The sequence below is a fragment of the Ruegeria sp. CE6 genome (assembly GCF_056537485.1).
In genome coordinates, this window is the sequence record NZ_JBQFRR010000001.1 from 1,736,613 (window position 1) to 1,755,445 (window position 18,833).

19 protein-coding genes are annotated in these 18,833 nt (G+C 57.6%); 11 read left to right on the forward strand and 8 right to left on the reverse strand.

Annotation, left to right across the window (positions count from 1 at the left end):
* The first annotated feature begins 34 nt into the window (after positions 1-34).
* Complete coding sequence (locus ACR0DK_RS08335) at positions 35-973, forward strand: DMT family transporter (RefSeq protein ID WP_480735647.1); 939 nt, start codon at positions 35-37, stop codon at positions 971-973.
* 54 nt (positions 974-1,027) lie between these two features.
* Here the strand turns inward: ACR0DK_RS08335 and ACR0DK_RS08340 are convergent, their stop codons facing one another.
* Positions 1,028-2,140 (reverse strand): S-(hydroxymethyl)glutathione dehydrogenase/class III alcohol dehydrogenase, encoded by a 1,113-nt coding sequence (locus ACR0DK_RS08340; protein WP_170394983.1) that lies wholly within the window; start codon positions 2,138-2,140, stop codon positions 1,028-1,030.
* A gap of 129 nt (positions 2,141-2,269) precedes the next feature.
* Here ACR0DK_RS08340 and ACR0DK_RS08345 point away from each other — a divergent pair, with 129 nt between their 5' ends.
* On the forward strand, positions 2,270-2,557 hold the full coding sequence (locus tag ACR0DK_RS08345; protein ID WP_170394986.1) for an I78 family peptidase inhibitor: 288 nt from the start codon (positions 2,270-2,272) through the stop codon (positions 2,555-2,557).
* Positions 2,558-2,559: 2 nt separating this feature from the next.
* On the opposite strand, the gene ACR0DK_RS08350 is transcribed toward ACR0DK_RS08345, so the two are convergent.
* Complete coding sequence (locus ACR0DK_RS08350) at positions 2,560-3,285, reverse strand: SDR family NAD(P)-dependent oxidoreductase (RefSeq protein WP_170515234.1); 726 nt, start codon at positions 3,283-3,285, stop codon at positions 2,560-2,562.
* A gap of 185 nt (positions 3,286-3,470) precedes the next feature.
* On the opposite strand from ACR0DK_RS08350, the gene ACR0DK_RS08355 reads away from it, so the two are divergent.
* From ACR0DK_RS08355 to ACR0DK_RS08375, 5 genes are read left to right on the forward strand one after another with little or no spacing between them, the layout of a single operon-like run.
* Positions 3,471-4,799 carry an NAD(P)/FAD-dependent oxidoreductase gene (locus tag ACR0DK_RS08355; protein WP_223117243.1) on the forward strand — a complete coding sequence of 443 codons (1,329 nt, stop codon included), beginning with the start codon at positions 3,471-3,473 and terminating at the stop codon, positions 4,797-4,799.
* Entirely contained in the window at positions 4,756-5,295 is a 540-nt protein-coding gene (locus ACR0DK_RS08360) for a hypothetical protein (RefSeq protein ID WP_170819159.1), read from the forward strand. The genes ACR0DK_RS08355 and ACR0DK_RS08360 overlap by 44 nt, the downstream gene beginning before the upstream one ends.
* Positions 5,295-6,518: an MFS transporter gene (locus ACR0DK_RS08365; protein WP_223117245.1), complete on the forward strand. Its 1,224-nt coding sequence runs from the start codon at positions 5,295-5,297 to the stop codon at positions 6,516-6,518. Before ACR0DK_RS08360 ends, ACR0DK_RS08365 begins: the two co-directional genes overlap by 1 nt.
* Positions 6,515-7,132 (forward strand): DUF3833 domain-containing protein, encoded by a 618-nt coding sequence (locus tag ACR0DK_RS08370; RefSeq protein WP_170408586.1) that lies wholly within the window; start codon positions 6,515-6,517, stop codon positions 7,130-7,132. The genes ACR0DK_RS08365 and ACR0DK_RS08370 overlap by 4 nt, the downstream gene beginning before the upstream one ends.
* Positions 7,129-7,671: a DUF3833 domain-containing protein gene (locus tag ACR0DK_RS08375; RefSeq protein WP_170514209.1), complete on the forward strand. Its 543-nt coding sequence runs from the start codon at positions 7,129-7,131 to the stop codon at positions 7,669-7,671. The genes ACR0DK_RS08370 and ACR0DK_RS08375 overlap by 4 nt, the downstream gene beginning before the upstream one ends.
* A 36-nt stretch (positions 7,672-7,707) precedes the next feature.
* Here the strand turns inward: ACR0DK_RS08375 and ACR0DK_RS08380 are convergent, their stop codons facing one another.
* From ACR0DK_RS08380 to ACR0DK_RS08390, 3 genes are all read right to left on the reverse strand, one after another.
* Positions 7,708-8,496: an ATP-binding cassette domain-containing protein gene (locus ACR0DK_RS08380; RefSeq protein ID WP_170395006.1), complete on the reverse strand. Its 789-nt coding sequence runs from the start codon at positions 8,494-8,496 to the stop codon at positions 7,708-7,710.
* A 1-nt stretch (position 8,497) separates the two neighbouring features.
* Positions 8,498-9,622 (reverse strand): ABC transporter permease, encoded by a 1,125-nt coding sequence (locus tag ACR0DK_RS08385; protein WP_170395008.1) that lies wholly within the window; start codon positions 9,620-9,622, stop codon positions 8,498-8,500.
* 87 nt (positions 9,623-9,709) lie between these two features.
* Positions 9,710-10,660 carry a sugar ABC transporter substrate-binding protein gene (locus ACR0DK_RS08390; protein WP_170395010.1) on the reverse strand — a complete coding sequence of 317 codons (951 nt, stop codon included), beginning with the start codon at positions 10,658-10,660 and terminating at the stop codon, positions 9,710-9,712.
* Positions 10,661-10,847: 187 nt separating this feature from the next.
* On the opposite strand from ACR0DK_RS08390, the gene ACR0DK_RS08395 reads away from it, so the two are divergent.
* Positions 10,848-11,852 carry a LacI family DNA-binding transcriptional regulator gene (locus tag ACR0DK_RS08395; protein ID WP_170395012.1) on the forward strand — a complete coding sequence of 335 codons (1,005 nt, stop codon included), beginning with the start codon at positions 10,848-10,850 and terminating at the stop codon, positions 11,850-11,852.
* Here ACR0DK_RS08395 and ACR0DK_RS08400 read toward each other — a convergent pair.
* From ACR0DK_RS08400 to ACR0DK_RS08410, 3 genes are read right to left on the reverse strand one after another with little or no spacing between them, the layout of a single operon-like run.
* Positions 11,849-12,982, reverse strand: a complete 1,134-nt coding sequence (locus tag ACR0DK_RS08400) for a Gfo/Idh/MocA family protein (protein ID WP_480735653.1) — start codon at positions 12,980-12,982, stop codon at positions 11,849-11,851. The genes ACR0DK_RS08395 and ACR0DK_RS08400 overlap by 4 nt on opposite strands.
* 13 nt (positions 12,983-12,995) lie before the next feature.
* On the reverse strand, positions 12,996-13,889 hold the full coding sequence (locus ACR0DK_RS08405; RefSeq protein ID WP_170425992.1) for a sugar phosphate isomerase/epimerase family protein: 894 nt from the start codon (positions 13,887-13,889) through the stop codon (positions 12,996-12,998).
* A gap of 19 nt (positions 13,890-13,908) precedes the next feature.
* A complete protein-coding gene (locus ACR0DK_RS08410; protein WP_170395018.1) occupies positions 13,909-15,012 on the reverse strand; it encodes a Gfo/Idh/MocA family protein in 1,104 nt (367 codons plus the stop codon).
* A gap of 129 nt (positions 15,013-15,141) precedes the next feature.
* Between ACR0DK_RS08410 and iolD the strand changes: the two genes are divergently transcribed.
* Genes iolD through iolC form a run of 3 tightly spaced genes read left to right on the forward strand, consistent with a single transcriptional unit; the run spans position 15,142 to position 18,823 of the window.
* Positions 15,142-17,010, forward strand: a complete 1,869-nt coding sequence (gene iolD / locus ACR0DK_RS08415) for a 3D-(3,5/4)-trihydroxycyclohexane-1,2-dione acylhydrolase (decyclizing) (protein ID WP_223117247.1) — start codon at positions 15,142-15,144, stop codon at positions 17,008-17,010.
* Positions 17,010-17,849, forward strand: a complete 840-nt coding sequence (locus ACR0DK_RS08420) for a phytanoyl-CoA dioxygenase family protein (RefSeq protein WP_170395022.1) — start codon at positions 17,010-17,012, stop codon at positions 17,847-17,849. The genes iolD and ACR0DK_RS08420 overlap by 1 nt, the downstream gene beginning before the upstream one ends.
* A complete protein-coding gene (iolC, locus tag ACR0DK_RS08425) occupies positions 17,846-18,823 on the forward strand; it encodes a 5-dehydro-2-deoxygluconokinase (RefSeq protein ID WP_170613444.1) in 978 nt (325 codons plus the stop codon). The genes ACR0DK_RS08420 and iolC overlap by 4 nt, the downstream gene beginning before the upstream one ends.
* Positions 18,824-18,833: the final 10 nt, after the last annotated feature.

The following is an 18,833-nucleotide window of genomic DNA, read 5'->3' on the forward strand; positions in this document are numbered from 1 at the left end:
CCCAAACGATCCATCTATGATTGAGGCTTTTGTCATGAGCGCTCAGAACTCCACCCTTCGTGGGCTTGCCTTTGCGTTCTTAGGCTTTGCCGTCTTCGCGACGCATGACGTGCTGATCAAGGTGCTGGGTGGCACCTATTCGGTTTTGCAGATCATCTTCTTTGCGACGCTGTTTTCCTTTGTCCCTATGGCAGTAACAATTCTGGCCGATCGGACCACTGGGAATTTCCTGCCGCGGCATCCGTGGTTGGTGCTGTTGCGATCAGCGACGATGATCATGGCCATGTCTTGTGCCTTCTACGCTTTTTCGGTGCTGCCGCTGGCCGAAGTCTATTCGCTGCTATTTTCCTTTCCGCTGATCGTAACTGTTCTGTCGATTCCGATTCTGGGTGAGGTGGTCCGTGCCCAAAGGTGGGCGGCCGTGGGCGTCGGCCTGATCGGCGTCCTGATCGTCCTGCGCCCTGGCGCAACCGAAATCACCCCGGGCCATTTAGCGGCTCTGGCAGCAGCCTTCTGCAGCGCATTTGCTTCGGTTCTTGTCCGCAAAATCGGGAATGAAGAACGCTCTGCCGTCCTAATCCTTTATCCTATGCTGCTGGCCATCGCCGTCATGAGCGTCGCCCAACCGGCAGTCTATCAACCACCATCATTGCTGCATCTGGCGATGATGGCGTTTGTCGGGGTGTTCTCGGTAATCGCACAGCACCTGATCATCCTTGCTTATCGCGCCGCCCCCGCCGGCGTCATTGCGCCCAGTCAATACAGCCAGATCATCTGGGCCACGATCTTCGGCGTGATTTTCTTTGGCGAGCATCCGGATATCTGGGTCGCGGTTGGTGCGAGCGTCATCATTGCATCCGGCGTCTTTGTGGTCTGGCGTGAGAGCCGATCAAACACTACCTCTGCTAATACGCCTGTGCTGCGCGTCAGGTCGCCCCGGTCAGATACTGGAGCGACGAGGCCCGGAGAATAAGAAACGGCGCGCATTGCAGCGCGCCGTGTAATCCATTTCAGCCCTTATAGAGCCTTAGTAGACGACCACTGATCGGATACTCTCGCCCTTATGCATCAGGTCGAAACCGTGGTTGATGTCATCCAGGCCCATGGTGTGGGTAATCATGGGGTCGATCTCGATCTTCCCGTCCATGTACCAATCCACGATTTTCGGGACGTCGGTGCGTCCACGCGCTCCGCCAAACGCGGTGCCACGCCATGAGCGGCCTGTTACCAGTTGGAACGGTCGGGTCGAGATTTCGGCACCCGCAGGAGCCACACCGATAATAATCGATTCACCCCAGCCTTTGTGAGCCGATTCCAGCGCCGCGCGCATTACGCCGACATTGCCTGTGGCGTCAAAGGTATAATCCGCGCCGCCCTTGGTCAGGTTGACCAGATACGGCACCAGATCACCTTCGACCTCAGAGGGGTTCACGAAATCGGTCATGCCGAACTTGGTCGCCATTTCCACCTTGGCTGGATTCAAATCAACGCCCACGATCTGATCCGCGCCAGCCAGGCGCAGGCCCTGAATCACGTTCAGGCCGATACCGCCCAAACCGAACACGATGGCACGGCTGCCAATTTCTACCTTGGCAGTGTTGATCACTGCGCCAATTCCGGTGGTCACGCCGCAGCCGATATAGCAGATCTTGTCAAAGGGCGCGTCCTCACGCACTTTGGCGAGCGCGATTTCAGGCAGAACCGTGTGGTTCGAGAAGGTCGAGCAGCCCATGTAGTGCAGGATCGGATCGCCATCCAACGTAGAAAAACGCGAGGTGCCATCCGGCATGAGGCCCTGGCCTTGGGTTTCGCGAATTGCCTGGCACAGGTTGGTCTTGGGATGCAGGCAGTATTCGCACTCACGACACTCGGGCGTGTAAAGCGGGATGACGTGATCGCCGGGTTTCAGGCTGGTTACACCCGGGCCGACCTCAAGCACGACACCTGCGCCTTCATGGCCCAGAATGGCGGGAAACAAGCCTTCAGGGTCGGCGCCCGACAGGGTGAATTCATCGGTATGGCAAATGCCTGTCGCCTTGATCTCGACCAGAACCTCGCCCGCTTTGGGGCCTTCAAGGTTTACGTCCATCACTTCCAAAGGTTTGCCTGCCTGAACGGCGACGGCGGCACGGGTACGCATGGTGCTTGTCTCCCTGTCTGTTTTGCCCGACCCTGCGTCAAATACAGGGTTTTTTCAACTGCGCTTTCATGACAGGTTGGCTAAATCTTTGATATTTCAGAAACGACATCACCAGAAAGCCCTGCGCCAATGTACCGTTTATTTCCGATCCTAATTCTTCTGACCGCATGTTCTGAGACCTCTGCACCGCAGGACGCGGCGCTTGAACTAGAGGAGGCACCGGTTGATCTTGCATTTTGCAAGGGAGAACCGTTTGCGAACACCATTGGTGAGCCGGTTTCAACCATACAAGCCCAACTGCCTGAACGGTCGCGCGTTCTGGGCCCGGATGATATTGCCACGCAGGATTATCGCATCGACCGGCTGAACGTTTATGTGAACGGCGCAGGCACAATTCAGAGGCTTACCTGCGGATAGGGTCACTTTCCCCGGTACACCAGAATATCGGGCAAATAATCGATCAGGCGCACAACCCATGAGAACGGTGCCGGGAAATCGGTTCGAAACCGGCGACGGGACATGGCGCGCACTACGCGATCGGCCGCATCTTCGGGTGTCATCAGCATCGGCATTTTGAAACTGTTCTTGTCGGTCAGACGGGTCTTGATGAACCCCGGATTGACAATGCGCACCGTCACGCCTGACCCTGCCAGATCGTGCCGCATGGTCTCGGCCAGCGAGATCAGCGCAGCCTTGCTGGCCCCGTACGAGATCGCATTGGGAAGCCCATGATACCCGGCAAGCGACCCGATCAGCGTGATATCACCACTGCCTGAGCCCACAAATCCTGGGACGGTTTCACCCAACACCCGAAGCGCACCGGAATAGTTCACATCGCTGATCGCCAAGGCGGCATCGGTGTCCCAATCTGACGTACTGATCGGCTCATAGGCGCCTGCGTTGTAGACAAGCGCGTCAATTGAGCCAGCCTCCACCACAGCGCGGCGCACAGTGTCGAGATCAGTCACATCCATCGGTACAGCACGTGCATTAGGCAAGGTGCCACAGATTTCATCCAATCGCTCGGCATTGCGAGCAGAAAGGATCAGATGTGCGCCTTCGCGGCTCAGCTTTTCGGCCAAGCAACGGCCCAGCCCTTCGCTGGCGCCAATGATCCAATAGGTTTTTCCGTCAAAACTGCTCATGCGTAAGTCTTTTTTCGTACTACTAGGTCGAATACGTTCTGACAGCAGCAATGGATCACGCCCAGCGCTCGTAGCATTCGGCCAGATAACACTAAATAGCGCGTCGGAAAAAAACTTCTAACGCGGTTGATCCAAAGGCTCATTCCCTGCGTATCTTGTTGTAAATACCGAATAACGAGGATGGAATGTTCGACGAAACCCGGGGCGTACGCAAGAAAATCGCAGTCATAGGCGCAGGCATTTCAGGTCTCTCCGCAGCTTATTACCTTTCCGAAGACAACGATATAACCTTGTTCGAGGCTGAGCCCCGACTGGGCGGCCACGCCCGCACGGTGATGGCCGGAAAGAACGGAGATCAGCCGGTAGATACCGGTTTCATCGTCTTCAACTATGTCACATACCCCTATTTGACCCGGCTGTTTGATGAGCTGAACGTGCCGGTCACCAAAAGTGAGATGAGCTTTGGTGCAACTATCGACAATGGCCGCATCGAATATGGGTTGAACAATCTGCGCACTTTGACCGCGCAGAAACGCAACCTCGCGCGTCCAGCCTATTACAAGATGATCGCCGATATCCTGCGGTTTGGCAAAGAGGCCCCCGAAGCCGCGCAGGACGACGACACCACGATCGGTGAGCTTGTGGATCAACTGCGTCTCGGCCACTGGTTCCGGCACAATTATCTGATGCCGATGTGCGGCGCGATCTGGTCAACTCCGGTCGAGTTCGTCGATCAGTTCCCAGCCCGCTCGCTGGTGCAGTTCTTCCGCAATCACGCGTTACTGGCCTCGGGCCGAGCCAATCAGCACCAGTGGTACACCGTGAAAGGCGGCAGCATCGAATATGTCCGCCGGATCGAGGCCGCTCTGCGTACGCGGGGGGCCGACATTCGTGTGGCCTCGCTCGTTCAGCGGATCGAACGGCACGATCTGGGTGTCACGGTGCATGCCGGCGGCGACGCTGATCTGTTTGATGAGATCATCCTGGCCACCCACTCCGATCAGTCCCTCGCCATTCTGGGTGATGCAGCGACCGAAGCGGAAAAAGCGGCGCTCGGCGCGATTAGATATCAACCGAACAAAGCTATCCTGCACTGTGATCCCCGCCAAATGCCCAGGCGGCGTGCTTGCTGGTCCAGTTGGACCTATCGATCGCAAAAGGGCAATGTTGGGGTCACATATTGGATGAATCGGCTTCAGAATATCCCCGACAGTGACCCGCTGTTTGTGACCCTGAACGCCGCCTCAGAGATTCCCGCGGACAAAATCTATGACGAGGTCGAGTTCGCCCATCCGGTGTTCGACAAAGCCGCCCTGCGCGCGCAAGGGCAAATCCGCGAGATGCAGGGACAGAACCGAACCTGGTTTGCCGGGGCGTATAACCGGCATGGTTTCCACGAAGACGGGATTGCTAGCGCAATGCATGTTGTCGAGCGCCTCACCGCCATCCCGCAGAGCATCGGAGCTGACAATGGTATCCCTGAAACGGACCTCGCTGTTTCGGCCAGCGTATAGAACCTGTTGCGCTGCGTTGCTGTCACTGGCGCTGATGGTCCCCGGCGGATTGGCGGCTTCGCCTTTGTCGGATGCAATCAAAGACCCTAAGCTGCGCGGCACCGGGACATTCCGTTTTCTGGGGCTGCCGCTCTATGACGCCAAGCTTTACACGCCCGGCGGTGCCGCATTCAGCTGGAACGAGAATTTCGGCCTACAATTGACCTATCGAAAAAACCTGAAACAAAAAGCGCTGGTCGAGTCGACACTGGAAGAGATGGCCCGACAAGGCAATTCTGCGCCGACGGAAGCCCAATTGCAGGGCTGTTTTCAGGCGGTCAGCAAAGGCGATAGCTATCTGGCCATCGCGCAAGGCCCCAACAGCGTCAGCTTCTGGCGCAACGGAAGCAAAACCTGCACCCTGACAAATCCGGGTATTACACGCAGCTTCATGTCAATTTTTCTGGGTAACAATACACGATCCGCCTCGTTCACACAGCAGTTGAAGGGGCAGTGATGCTGTACCCGCGTGTCAGCCTCTATGCGCTGATGCTTGCTGCAGCAGGTATCCCGCTTTACATCCACCTGCCCCGCTTTGCCGCCGTGAATCTCGGTATCGGGCTGGGGGTGATTGGCACCATTCTGCTGGTCATCCGGCTGGTCGACCTGGTGCAAGATCCACTGATTGGCTGGGCCATTGATCGCTGGCCCGGTGGGCAGATGTTATTTGCCGCCGCCGCTGCGCTGGGTCTAGCAATTGGATTTCCATTGCTGTTTGGTTTGCCAGAAGCGGTAAGTATCGCCGCATTAGTGTCTATTCTGATCCTGTTATTCTCGGCCTACAGCCTTGGGACCATCTTGCTTTACGGCCGCAGCGCCACGCTGGCGAAACATGCTAGCGCGAAGGAACTGATGACACTGGCCGCCTTCCGCGAAGGTGGACAACTGACCGGAGTTATCATAGCAGCCGCAGCACCCGCTGTGTTCGTGGCGCTTGGCGCAGCCGCGCAAGGGTATCCGGCCTTTGGAATGTTTCTCGGGCTTCTGAGCGTTGTGACTCTGGCTGTTACGCTGCCAATGTGGCGACGCACGCCGATCACCGGTCAAGGGCTGTCCTTTGCAGGCCTAGGACAGGCTGGGGCTTTACGTCTGCTTGCCCTTGCGTTGGTCAACAGCCTGCCCGTCGCCATCACCTCGACCCTGTTTCTGTTCTTTGTTGAAGATCGGCTGCAACTGCCAGGCAAAGCGGGGCCATTGCTGATCCTGTTCTTCCTCAGCGCCGGGCTCAGCGTTCCGTTCTGGGCCAGGCTCAGCAATCGGATTGGCCCGAAACAGACTCTGATGATCGCCATGCCGCTGGCCATTCTCGGCTTTGTCGGGGCCGCTCTTCTAGCCCCTGGGAATCTCATTGGTTTCGCCATCATATGCCTCGCATCCGGCGCGGCGCTTGGGGCGGACATGGTTGTCCTGCCTGCAATGTTCTCGGTCGTTCTGACCCGGGCCGGGCTGAACGCATCTGCTGCGTTCGGCATCTGGTCTTTCGCAGGTAAGCTGGGTCTAGCTCTGGCCGCCTTTTTCACACTGCCGCTACTGGAACGCAGCGGCTTTACACCTGGACAGGCCAATTCTGCCGAGGCTTTGAATACACTCACCCTCGCCTATGCGGTGCTGCCCTGCATCTTGAAACTCGGAGCGTTTGGCATGGTCCTGACCCTCCCGACAGAGGTCTCTGCCAAATGAAAACGCTCCTGATCTGTCTGCTTGCGATTTTTGCGCTGTTTGCTGTGAAGAACCGGTTCCTCAGTTTCCGCTCGCAATCACCCTCCGACTACAGCGGAACCGGACCTGAGTTTTCACTCAAAAAGAACCTGAATGGCGAAATCCTGTCCGAAGGATTGATCTATGGCCCGAATGGCAAGATGTCGAACAGCTTTGTCGCGCGTATGGTGGGCGAATGGGACGGCAACACCGGTACGCTGTCCGAGTATTTCACCTATTCCAACGGCAAACAGATGACCCGCAAATGGCATCTGACGTTGGGCACGGGCAACACTTTCACCGCAACAGCGGACGATATTGTCGGCGAGGGAAAAGGCGTGATTTCGGGCTCAACCGTCAAGCTGACCTATCGCATCATCCTGCCCGAGGACGCGGGCGGGCATACACTGGATGTGACCGACTGGATGTATCTGACGGAGAACGGTGTAATCATGAACCGGTCCGAGATGCGAAAATTCGGGATCAAGGTGGCCGAGCTGGTCGCCACGATGCGCCCTGCGCCTGAAGTGAAATCCGCCCATCTGCATGGCGCAAACGGCCACGATACAGACTCTGAGCTGAGGGTTTTGCAATGATCGCCCGCCGTACCCTTATTGCAGGTATCGCGATCGCGGGGTTGGCCATCCTCGCCGCATGCTCGGCCAAACCGCGTATACCAAAATCGTTTCTGTCAGATCGTCAGCTGAACCTTGAAGAGTTCTTCGAAGGTAAGACTGTCGCTTATGGTCAGTTTCAGGATGTACTAGGTAATGTCCCGCGTCGCTTCCAGGTCGATATTGACGGCACATGGGACGGAGAGACTCTGACGCTTGTCGAAGATTTCGTCTATGACGATGGTGCGACCGAACAACGGATCTGGACCCTGACCAAGACCGGCGATGACACCTGGACCGGCACCGCTCCCGGTGTGCTGGGCACAGCCAGTGGGGTCGAAAGGGGCGATACGTTTAACTGGAAGTACAAAATCGACCTGCCCGTCAAAGACGGCACCATGCGTGTCAATTTTGATGACTGGATGTGGTTGTTGTCGGATGACCGGTTATTGAACCGAGCCTATGTTTCGCGTTTTGGCGTAAGGCTGGGTGAAGTCATATTGTACTTCGAGAAGAAGTAGTCACCCCGCCAGCACAGCCAGCGGGGCAAAAAAGTATCAGACGGTTCCGCCCAGACTGCCTTCAAGCTCGACCATCTCCTGACCACCGGCCATCAGGTCCTGCAGCTCTTCAGGGGTGATCTGGCCACGCTGCGCCGTACCCAGCGTTTGACCGCGGTTGAGTACCGTGAACCGGTCCCCCACTGCCAACGCATGGCGGACGTTATGAGTAATAAAGACCACCGCGATCCCCTGCTTGCGCACCTTGTCGATGGTCGCCAGAACGTTGGCTGTTTGGCGCACCCCAAGGGCCGAGGTCGGTTCATCCAAGATCAGAACCTTCGCCCCGAAATGCACCGCCCGCGCGATGGCGACGGTCTGGCGTTCACCACCTGACAGCGTGCCCACCGCCTGATCAGGGCCGCGCAGGTTGATCCCCATTTTCTTCATCTCTTCCATCGTGACCTTGTTGGCATAGTCATGATCAAAGAAGTGAAGAGGTCCGACCTTCTTTACCGGCTCATTGCCCATGAAGAAGTTGCGCGAGACCGACATCAACGGGATCATGGCCAGATGCTGGTGCACGGTTGCGATCCCGGCCTCGATGGCATCACGCGGGTCGGCGAAATGCATGGGGTGGCCTTCGAACAGGATTTCTCCGTGGGTGGGCTGGTGCACGCCCGACATGGTTTTGATGAAGGTCGACTTGCCCGCACCGTTGTCGCCGAGAAGGCAGTGACATTCACCGGGAAACACGTCCACCGAGACACCCGCCAGCGCGATCACGCTGCCGAAGTGCTTTTCGATGTTTTTCATCTGGATGATGGGTTCATGTTCGGGATTCATATCAACGCTCTCCCGTGATGATGCGGCGAATATAGGTGTTGAGGATCACAGCCCCCAGCAGGATCACCCCAAGGAAGACCCGGAACAGCGAGCTTTCGACACCGGCAAAGAACAACCCCTGTTGCACCACGCCAAAGATCAACGCGCCCAGCGCCGCGCCCAGTACCGAGCCGTATCCTCCGGTCAGAAGCGCGCCGCCGATGACCACGGCGATGATCGCCTCGAACTCTTTTAGCAGACCCCGGTCAGCACCAGCCGATCCGAACTCCATCACCTGGCAGACAGCGAAGACAGTGGCGCAGAAGGCCGTGAACATAAACATCAGAATCTTGACCCGGTTCACAGGCACACCCGAGTTGCGCGCCGCCTCAGCATCCCCGCCCGAGGCGAAGATCCAGTTGCCGAACCGCGTTTTGGTGAGCAGCACGTGACCAAAGATGATCAGTGCGATCGCCCAAACGATCAGCATTGGAATACCATCCACAACTGGCTGACCGGCGCGAGTGCCACGCTCGAATACGGCGATGATCCCGGCATCCCCGAGCCATTGGAACAATCCCTGCAAAATTTTACCACCAAAGATCGGCGCCAGCCAATCGCCTTCGGCCGCGTCCTTTACGCCGCCAATGATAGTTTTACGCTCGATCACCTGCGGCAGGAAGATGGTGAAGCCGCGCAAGATAAACAGGAAGGCCAGCGTTACGATAAAGCTAGGCAGCCCAGTCCGGATCACGATCCAACCGTTCAGCGCGCCGATTGCCACCGCCATCGCAAACGTGACGATAATGGCCATCCAGACCGGCCACGCCAGCGTGACCGAAAAAATTGCGATCATCATGCCCGAAAAGCCGATCATCGATCCGACTGACAGGTCAAACTCACCCGCGATCATCAGAAGGCAGGCACCCACGGCGATGATCATGAACTGCGCCGAGACAACCGACCAGTTCATCATGCCCTGTGCATTGAACATGCCGCTGTCAAAAGCGAACAAAAGGAAGAAGGTGAAGACGGCAACGGTGCCGACCATCCCGCCAAGTTCAGGCCGGATCAAGGCCTTGCGCAGCGGCGATATTTCTTTAATCCGTTCGTCGGTTACAGCCGTGTTTTGAGCAGACTCGCTCATTAGAACGCCCCTCCGAGTTAAGCAGTGATTTTGCGTCAGATAGTTGTTGGCGGGCGCCGCTTTGGCGGGGCGCCCGCGCTGTAAGAATCAGCGGTACTCGCCAGCAAATTCTTCGATCTTGGTCAGACCATCAGCAGTTACGAAGCCGGGACCCGAATTGATGTTGTTGCCCGGCAAAACGCCATAGCGGTGGTAGTTGGTCATCACAACAACCGGCAGGTAAGCCTGCAGGAAGGGCTGCTGATCAATTCCCCACTGGATCACGCCAGACTTGATGCCTTTGACAATCTCACCACCCAGATCGAAGGTGCCGAAATAGATGTCACCGGCCATACCATTTTCTTCCAGCGCCAGAATTGTCGGATCAGCCGAGGTTGGGCCCAGTGTCAGAACCGCATCAGTATCCGGGTTCGCCGACAGATAGGCCAGCACGCGGTTCTTGATCTCGGCTGGGTCCTGGCCGGCGTCGATCATCTGATCCCCCAGTTCAATGCCCAAGCCGTCTGCAAAGCCCTGACAACGTTCCTGGCTTGAGGGCTGAACGATATAGTGGTTCACACAAAGGAACGAGCCGATGCCGTCACCCTTGGCGCGCTGGCCTGCAGCAAATCCGGCATCATATTCGGGCTGCCCCACATACATCAGGGCACCAACTTCCCGGGCCTGATCCGGCGTACCAGTGTTCATGATGATGACATCAACGCCCGCATCGACCGCTGATTTGATCGGTCCGCTCAGCACATCATAATCCGCCAACGTGGTAATGATCCCGTTCGGACCCGAAGCAGCCGCCTGATCGATAATCCGCGCCATATCGGCAAGGTCGCCAGTGGGCGGATTGCGGTATTCGACTTCGACACCCATCTGGTCGCCTGCCAGCGCGATGCCGTTCTTGATCGTGTTCCACCAGCTATCGCTGTCTGGCGCGTGGCTGACCAGAATGTATTTCTCACCTTCCGCCGCAGCGCCCGTGGCTGCGATCAGAGGCGTCGCAGCTACCGCCGCCGCCAGCGCCAACTTCTTCGTCAGTGAAGTCATGATGTCCTCCCAAAACTCATGTTATCGCGGATTGAGGCAGTCCTTCGCACCTCTCCGACTCGAGTTAGAGCATATCTGTCAAAATTTTGCAACCGGTTGCAAACGGTGTCAGATGTGTTTCATACTGTATCTGCCAAAGAATACAGGTAAAAGGACTGCCACTAAACGCAGGAAGGTCAGACGGATCATGGCTGTCACATTGAAAGAGGTTGCAGAACGCGCCGGCGTTTCACGCTCGGCGGTGTCGCGCACTTTCACCGATGGGGCCTCGGTTTCCGACAAGATGCGCCGAAAAGTCGAGAAGGCCGCGCGTGAGCTGGGATATAGCCCAAATGCACTGGCTTCATCTCTGACCACAGGCCGAACTAAGCTGATCGGGCTGGTCTCGAACAACTTCCACAACCCGATATTTCTTGAAGTTTTCGACCTCTTTACCCGGGGGCTGCAGGACCGAGGCCTGCGCCCGTTGCTGGTGAATCTGACCGACGAGGTTGAACCCGAAAATTCGGTACGAATGCTGCGCCAATATTCGGTCGATGGCGTTGTCGTAGCGTCGTCGACCTTGCCGCCCGGGTTCGCAAAAGCGTTTCGGGATGCTGGCGTACCAGTGGTGCACAGCTTTGGCCGGTCATCCTCTTCACCGCAGGTTCATGTGGTCGGGATCGACAATGTGGAATGCGGACGCATGGCGGCCCGCGAGCTGGTCGCGCGTGGTTATACGAAAGTAGCCTTTCTCGGCGGGCCCGAGGCGGCGACCTCGACTCAGGATCGCCATGCGGGATTCATGTCAGAAATGGCCCGGCATCCTAGCATTGATGTGACCTGCTCGTTTGCTGAGGCTTACTCATTCGATGCAGGTCGTCAGGAAATGCTACGCTTGCTGCAATCTGAGCGGGCTGATGCATATTTCTGCGGCGATGACGTGTTGTCCATCGGGGTGTTATCCGCAATTCTGGATAGTGGCCTAAAGGTGCCCGAAGACATCGGCATCATCGGCCTGAACGACATGGAAATGGCACGGTGGGAGAATATTGATCTCACCACCATCCATCAGCCGATCCGGCAAATCGTGAGTTCCTCGATCGAGCTAATGGTGGCAACCCTGAACGAACCCGACCGATATCCGGAGGCGCGGATATTCCCATGTTCGGTGGTGGAACGGGGCACATTGCGCCCCGTATCTGAGAGTTAACGAAACATCGGTGGCCGGGCATCCATCCACGCGCTGCCCTGTTTCGCCGACTCGACCGCTGTATGCACAGCCGCCATCGACCGCACGCCGTCTGCCGCATTGGGCAAGCCGTCGCGGGTTTCCCCGGCAATAGCATCTGCGAGATCGCAATAGATATTCGCAACCGCCAACGGGAACCCTTCGGGATGCGCAATCGCCACCCGGCTGAGTCGTTGCGCGTCTTCATGCAGCCCGCCTTCGCCTTTTTCTATGATCTGCAGGCGACCACCAACAGGCGTGTAGATAAGCTGGTTCGGCTGCTCCGACGCCCATCGAAGACCGCCGGTTTCTCCGAACACCTGAATGTCGAACCCGTGCTGCCGACCGATGGCGACCGAAGAGGTCCACAACCGGCCAACAGCGCCTTTTGTCGTGCGGAAGTTGACCATGGCATCATCTTCAAGTTCACGGCTGCCAATGGTTGAAGCAAAATCTGCAGACAGGGTCTCAACCTCATCATCCGCAATGAATCCGGCCATGTGCATCGCGTGGATACCGCAATCAGCGAACTGCCCGGAAACACCCGCCATCGCAGGATCATAGCGCCAGCGCACGCGTGGATTGTCAGCATCGGTGGCGTCTCCGTGATGGCCGTGACTGAAATTGGTAACGACCAGACGGACTTTGCCGATCTCACCTGCGCGCACCATCGCGCGAGCCTGACGCACCATCGGATAAGCCGAGTAACAGTAGTTTACCGCGCAAATCTTTCCTGATTTCTCGGCGACTTTGACAATCTCTTCGCCCTCTTCCACCGTCATGGTCATGGGCTTTTCGCACAGCACGTTGAACCCGGCCTCAAGATACGCTTTGGTGATCTCGAAATGCGTAGCATTTGGAGTGGCTACAGTGACCAGATCAATCCGATCCTCGCGCTCGCGCTCACCTTCCAGCATCTCGGTCCAGTCGCCGTAGGCTCGGTCTGCCGCGATACCCAATCGTTGGGCGTATTCGCGACCAATGTCAGGCCTGTGATCCAGCGCTCCGGCGGTGAATTGGAAATGCCCGTCCGCCAGCGCCCCCAACCGGTGCGCCGGTCCGATCTGGCTACCTTCGCCGCCTCCGATCATGCCCCATTTCAGCTTGGTCATGGTCTGGACCTCCTTAACTGAAACCAATTGATTCAAGGTATTCACGATTCTTCCGCGCGTCCCCTACAGGATCAGGGTCGAGCGTTGGGTCGCAATCCTGCTCGACCGTGCACCATCCTGTGAAACCTGCGTCCAGCAGCACCTGGCGAACGGTTGGAAAGTCTACGTCGCCTTCACCCAGATTGCAGAAAATCCCCTGCCCGCAAGCATCATAGAAGCCCGTCCGATTGGCAATTACATCCGCTTTCACTGTCGGAGAGATATCCTTGAAGTGCATGTACGAGATCCGATCAACGTAGCGCTTCATGAAGCCGACCGGATCGAACCCGGCATAAGAGTGATGCCCCGTATCGAAGCAAATTTTAAGAAGGCTTTCATCGACCTCGTCCAGCAAACGGATAAGTTCAGGTTCAAAGTCCATAAAGCCCGCAGCATGAGCGTGCATCCCAACGGTCAGCCCGTATTCCTCGGACCCGATCCGCGCGCTCTCCGAAATCCGATCCCGGAACGCCGTCCACTCGGCCTTGTCCATCTGCTCAGCCTCATCGGCGCGACCAGCGGTTGGCGCACGGCGGGGTGAGATCGCATCGATCAGCACCATGTGCTTCGCCCCATGCGCCTTCAATGCTCGAGCGGTGCGGTGGGTGGCGTCCAGCACGTCTTCCCACGCGTCGGGGTCGTGATAGTTGCGGAACACAACGCCGCCGATCAGTTCAAGATCATGCTCGGCCAGCGCATCGGCCAGCACCGCAGGGTCTTCGGGCATGAAACCCACCGGGCCCAGTTCGATACCCTTATACCCGGCCGCAGCGCATTCGCTGAGAACGGTTTTCCAATGCGGATTGCGCGGGTCCTGCGCAAATTCCACGCCCCAGGAACAGGGCGCATTGCCAATTCTGATGCTCATCTTGTCTTGTCTCCGATGCTCAGAAATCTTCGATATTTTTCCAGCTTTCATCCGCTGACGATGCCAATGCCGCAGCGACGACCCGGTTGACCTCATGCCCGTCGTGGAAGGTCGGCCAGACCGGTTTACCTGTCTCGATCGCGCGCAGGAAATCTCGCGCCTCGATGATGATCTGATCCTGATAGCCCGTGCCATGGCCCGGCCCTTGACAGAACGGCTCATAGTCCGGGTGCGCAGGGCCGGTCAGGATCTTACGAAAGCCACGCTCAGCTTCGGGACCCTCCATACGGTAGAGCCACAAAACGTTCTGGTCTTCCTGATCAAAGCGGATCGCACCCTTGGTGCCACTGATCTCATAGGCATAGCCCATCTTGCGCCCCGTCGCGATTCGACTGATATAGATCGATCCCATTGCTCCGTTCGCGAACCGCACCATCATCTGAGCGTGGTCGTCATTGTCAACTTCGCCACCCGGGCGGCTATTGTGCACGGTTTCGACCTCGGCCATCACGCGTGAAATCGGGCCGATCAAAGCCAGTGCGGCATTGATCATATGAGGCGCAAGATCACCCATCGTTCCGTTCGACATTCCTGTTGTACGCCAGGTTGCCGGGGCTTGAGGGTGCGCGTAGAAATCTTCGGTATGCTCACCCCGAAACCATGTGATGTCGCCGATCTCTCCTTCGGCTATCAGAGCGCGAGCGTATTGGCTGGCCGGGGTGCGGATATAGTTGAAACCAACCATGTTGGCCAAGCCCGAGGCCTCGGCCGCTGCTGACATCGCCGCACCATCCTCCAGCGACGCGCCCAAAGGCTTTTCACACAGCACAGGTTTGCCCAGCGCAAACGCTGCCTGAGCGATCTCGCGATGTGTTTCCGGAGGCGTGGCGATCACAACGGCCTCGACCTTCGGGTCGTTCACCAACACACGCCAGTCATCCGTCGAGCGCGCGAATCCATAGGCCTGACGATACCGCTCAGCGCTTTCCGGTGACGAGGCGCACACCATCTCTAACCGTGGTCGCAAGGCCGTGTTGAACACTGCCCCAACCGAGGACATGGCGACCGCATGAGCCTTGCCCATATATCCGCCGCCTAGAATGCCAATGCCGATCTCTGCCATTCCGACGTCCTCCCTCGCTTTTTCTTGAAAACCATTTGCAACCGGTTGCAAAACTTGTATCGTGAGAATAGGACTCTCGCAAGCTGCATTCGGCACTGCATCATAATTTTCCTAAAGGAGCCCGCAGACATGTCCGCGCAACACGACACTGTTTACCTGACAACAGCGCAGGCGATCATTCGCTGGCTGTCGAACCAGTTCATCGAGATCGACGGGCAAGAATATCGCTTATGTGGTGGTGGTTTCGGGATTTTTGGCCATGGCAACGTGACCTGCCTGGGTGAAGCCCTGAACACAGTGCGGGATGAGCTGCCGCTGTATCGTGGGCAGAACGAACAAAGCATGGGATTCGCCGCTTCGGGCTATGCCAAGCAATGGCTGCGTCAGCGATTCATGTTCTGCACTGCCAGCGCGGGACCGGGAACAGCGAATCTGCTGACAGCCGCCGGTCTGGCCCATGCCAACCGCCTGCCGATGCTGATGCTGTGCGGGGACACCTTCATCACCCGCTTGCCGGATCCGGTTTTACAGCAGATGGAGAATTTCAACGATCCAACCTTTGGCCTGAATGACGCGTTCAAGCCGGTCAGTCGGTATTGGGACCGCATCACCCATCCGGCGCAGGTGATCCAATCGCTGCCCGCTGCCATTGCGACGATGCTGGATCCCGGCGATTGCGGCCCTGCGTTCCTCGGGTTGCCACAGGATGTTCAGGGCTGGACCTATGACTATCCGGTCAAGTTCTTCGAGAAGAAGGTGCATCGCATTCGCCGTCAAACACCCGATGCAGATGAGATTGCCGATGCGGCCGCTGCGCTGACCAGAGCGAAGCGTCCAATCATCATAGCGGGCGGTGGTGTGCAGTATTCGCAAGCCGTGGCTGAACTGACCGAATTCGCAGAGAGTCACCAGATTCCGGTGGTCGAAACCATCGCTGGCCGCGCCAATATGCTTGCGACTCATCCGCTGAATATCGGCCCGATTGGCGTGACCGGATCAGACAGCGCCAACGCGATTGCGGAACAGGCCGATGTGATAGTTGCCATTGGAACCCGGCTGCAGGATTTCACGACAGGATCATGGACAGCCTTTTCCAAGGACGCCCAGTTCATCTCGATTAACGCCGCGCGACATGATGCGGGCAAGCATATGTCATTGCCGGTTGTCGGGGATGCTAAACTGTCAATTCAGGCTCTAACACAGGCGATTGATTACTCTGCGCCATCCGATTGGGTATCTCTGGCGCAGGACGAACGGCGTAAATGGGATGCCTATGTGGCCGAGAATGTCGCGTACGGGAACCGTCCTAGTTCTTACGCGCAAGCCATCGGCGTTGTGAACGAGCTTTGCGACCCGCGCGACCGTCTGATCGCCGCTGCCGGAGGTTTGCCCGCCGAGGTCACTGCCAATTGGCGCACCCTGGATATCGGCACAGTCGATGTCGAGTTTGGCTTTTCCTGCATGGGCTATGAGATCGCAGGCGCTTGGGGCGCGCGCATTGCCCAATCTGAGCGTGAGCCGGATAAGGACACGATTACCTTCTGCGGTGATGGCTCATATCTGATGCTGAACTCGGACATCTATTCCTCGGTTCTGAGCCGTAAGAAGATGATTGTTCTGGTGCTGGACAATGGCGGTTTTGCAGTCATCAACAAGCTGCAGAACAACACAGGCAACGAAAGCTTCAACAACCTGCTGGAAGACTGCCCCACCATCCCCGAAGCCTTTGGCGTTGATTTCGCGGCCCACGCGGCCTCGATGGGGGCCACCAGCGAAAAGGTCGCGAACCCGGCAGAACTGGCCGAAGCGTTCAAGCGCGCCAAGGCCAGTGACAAGACTTATGTGATTGTGATGGACGTGGACGCCTATGAAGGCTGGACCACTGAAGGCCATGCATGGTGGGAGGTTGGAACACCCCACACTTCGGCTGACGAGAAGGTTCGTGATGCCCATGTCGAATGGGAATCGACCCGCGAAAAACAACGCAAGGGCATCTGATGAAACGGTTCAAGGCAGAAACGGCTGACCCAGACGTCATTGTGGATGAATTGCTGAACGGTGATGGAGTCGTCGCAATCTCGGGCCTTTTCACCCCTGAAGAGATCGCCGAGGCACGTGCCATCGTCATGGCCGAATCCGAAACAGCGGCCGAGAAAGTGACCCATTTCCAAGGCGCTGCGGAAGAGGATGGCAAACTGAACCTGCAGCGGCGGGTCTGGAATCTGTTGGCTAAGGGCGACGTGTTTTCACGCATGGCTGCGCATCCGGTTCTGATGAAGATCCTCCGCAAGTTTCTGGGGACCGAGTTCATCATGGGCTCGATCGCTGCCAATCGCATCCTGCCGGGCGGGCCGGGGCAGGAGCCGCATGTCGACTATCCCTATTGGGACTTTCACAGCCCCGAAACGCATCCCGTCGGTCTGAATGGATCATTTCCGATGAATGCACAGGTCTCGGTTTTGCTGGACCCGTTCACCAAGGAAAGCGGCGCGACCGGCTATGTACCCGGATCGCAGAAAGAGCTTCGTTATCCCACGCCCGAAGACAAGTTCTATGACAAATGCGAGCAGATGACCGGTGAGCCTGGCGATGTTGCTCTGTTCTATGGCGTAACGTGGCATTGCGCGATGCCGAACAAAGCGGATCACGACCGCAGCGCGATCCTGATCCAGTATCTGCCCAAATGGGTTAAACCGATGGAAGATATGCCCGCTGCGCTACCGCAGGATTTCCTTGATCAGGCAAGTCCCGATCTGCGGCAGTTGCTGGGCCTGAATTATCCCTACCCCGAGGTGCTGGATGCCGCGCGGGCAGGCAATACCGAGGGGCGCACGTGACTCTGATCGAAGGTATAAAAGGTAACCGCTTTGCCGTGTTCGGCAGGGCCGGAATGGACATGTTTGCGGATCCGGTCGGAACCAAAAGCGAAGACGCACAAGTGTTTCGCGCCGATCTGGGCGGATCAAGCGCCAATATCTGCGCCGGACTGGTGAAGCTGGGATCGCAAGCGGCGCTGGTCACCTCGGTCTCGGATGATGCCGTGGGGCGGTTCTGTGTGAACCGGCTGCGGGACTATGGCGTTGAAACGAGATATGTCCGAGCTGTGGGTGGCGAGGCGCGTACGTCCTTGGCTGTCTACGAAAGTTGCATTGAAGACTTTCAGAATGTCATCTACCGCAACGGCGCCGCTGATTTCCAGGTAACCGAGGCGGATATGGATGAGGTCGACTACAGCGCCTTCTCAGCCCTGATCACGGCGGGCACGGTGTTTGCTGCGGAACCCTCACGCTCGGCCACCTTCCGCGCATTTGAAAATGCGCGCGCCTCAGGTCTGCCGGTGATCTTCGACATCGATTACCGCCCCTATAGTTGGCCATCACCCGAAGTCGCCTCAGAGGTTCTGACCCGCGCAGGGAATGAAAGCGATCTGATCGTAGGCAATGATGAAGAGTTCGGCTTTATGGCGGGCGGCATCGAAAAAGGTTTAGACAAGGCCCGCGAATTGGCGGCCAACGGCAAGATGGTGATCTACAAGATGGGCCATGAGGGGGCCATTACGCTGGCAGACGGACAAGAGGTCCGCACCGGTATCTACCCCGTTACCGCCGTGAAGCCCAACGGCGCAGGCGACAGTTTTCTGGCCGGACTGCTGGCCTCGACCGCTGCGGGGCATGACCTGCGCAATGCGGTGCTGCGCGGTTCGGCCTGCGCGTCGATCGTCGTGTCGAAACCCGGATGCGCCGGGGCCATGCCGACGACGCCCGAACTTGACGAATTTCTGGCCCAACACCCGGGCTCCACGGATACCTGAAAGGAGACGC

What these genes read in the sequence shown, in the direction of transcription:
- ACR0DK_RS08335 (WP_480735647.1), top strand. Translation starts at nt 35, where the DNA reads ATGAGCGCTCAGAACTCCACCCTTCGTGGGCTTGCCTTTGCGTTCTTA.
- ACR0DK_RS08340 (WP_170394983.1), bottom strand. Translation starts at nt 2,140, where the DNA reads ATGCGTACCCGTGCCGCCGTCGCCGTTCAGGCAGGCAAACCTTTGGAA.
- ACR0DK_RS08345 (WP_170394986.1), top strand. Translation starts at nt 2,270, where the DNA reads ATGTACCGTTTATTTCCGATCCTAATTCTTCTGACCGCATGTTCTGAG.
- ACR0DK_RS08350 (WP_170515234.1), bottom strand. Translation starts at nt 3,285, where the DNA reads ATGAGCAGTTTTGACGGAAAAACCTATTGGATCATTGGCGCCAGCGAA.
- ACR0DK_RS08355 (WP_223117243.1), top strand. Translation starts at nt 3,471, where the DNA reads ATGTTCGACGAAACCCGGGGCGTACGCAAGAAAATCGCAGTCATAGGC.
- ACR0DK_RS08360 (WP_170819159.1), top strand. Translation starts at nt 4,756, where the DNA reads ATGGTATCCCTGAAACGGACCTCGCTGTTTCGGCCAGCGTATAGAACC.
- ACR0DK_RS08365 (WP_223117245.1), top strand. Translation starts at nt 5,295, where the DNA reads ATGCTGTACCCGCGTGTCAGCCTCTATGCGCTGATGCTTGCTGCAGCA.
- ACR0DK_RS08370 (WP_170408586.1), top strand. Translation starts at nt 6,515, where the DNA reads ATGAAAACGCTCCTGATCTGTCTGCTTGCGATTTTTGCGCTGTTTGCT.
- ACR0DK_RS08375 (WP_170514209.1), top strand. Translation starts at nt 7,129, where the DNA reads ATGATCGCCCGCCGTACCCTTATTGCAGGTATCGCGATCGCGGGGTTG.
- ACR0DK_RS08380 (WP_170395006.1), bottom strand. Translation starts at nt 8,496, where the DNA reads ATGAATCCCGAACATGAACCCATCATCCAGATGAAAAACATCGAAAAG.
- ACR0DK_RS08385 (WP_170395008.1), bottom strand. Translation starts at nt 9,622, where the DNA reads ATGAGCGAGTCTGCTCAAAACACGGCTGTAACCGACGAACGGATTAAA.
- ACR0DK_RS08390 (WP_170395010.1), bottom strand. Translation starts at nt 10,660, where the DNA reads ATGACTTCACTGACGAAGAAGTTGGCGCTGGCGGCGGCGGTAGCTGCG.
- ACR0DK_RS08395 (WP_170395012.1), top strand. Translation starts at nt 10,848, where the DNA reads ATGGCTGTCACATTGAAAGAGGTTGCAGAACGCGCCGGCGTTTCACGC.
- ACR0DK_RS08400 (WP_480735653.1), bottom strand. Translation starts at nt 12,982, where the DNA reads ATGACCAAGCTGAAATGGGGCATGATCGGAGGCGGCGAAGGTAGCCAG.
- ACR0DK_RS08405 (WP_170425992.1), bottom strand. Translation starts at nt 13,889, where the DNA reads ATGAGCATCAGAATTGGCAATGCGCCCTGTTCCTGGGGCGTGGAATTT.
- ACR0DK_RS08410 (WP_170395018.1), bottom strand. Translation starts at nt 15,012, where the DNA reads ATGGCAGAGATCGGCATTGGCATTCTAGGCGGCGGATATATGGGCAAG.
- iolD (WP_223117247.1), top strand. Translation starts at nt 15,142, where the DNA reads ATGTCCGCGCAACACGACACTGTTTACCTGACAACAGCGCAGGCGATC.
- ACR0DK_RS08420 (WP_170395022.1), top strand. Translation starts at nt 17,010, where the DNA reads ATGAAACGGTTCAAGGCAGAAACGGCTGACCCAGACGTCATTGTGGAT.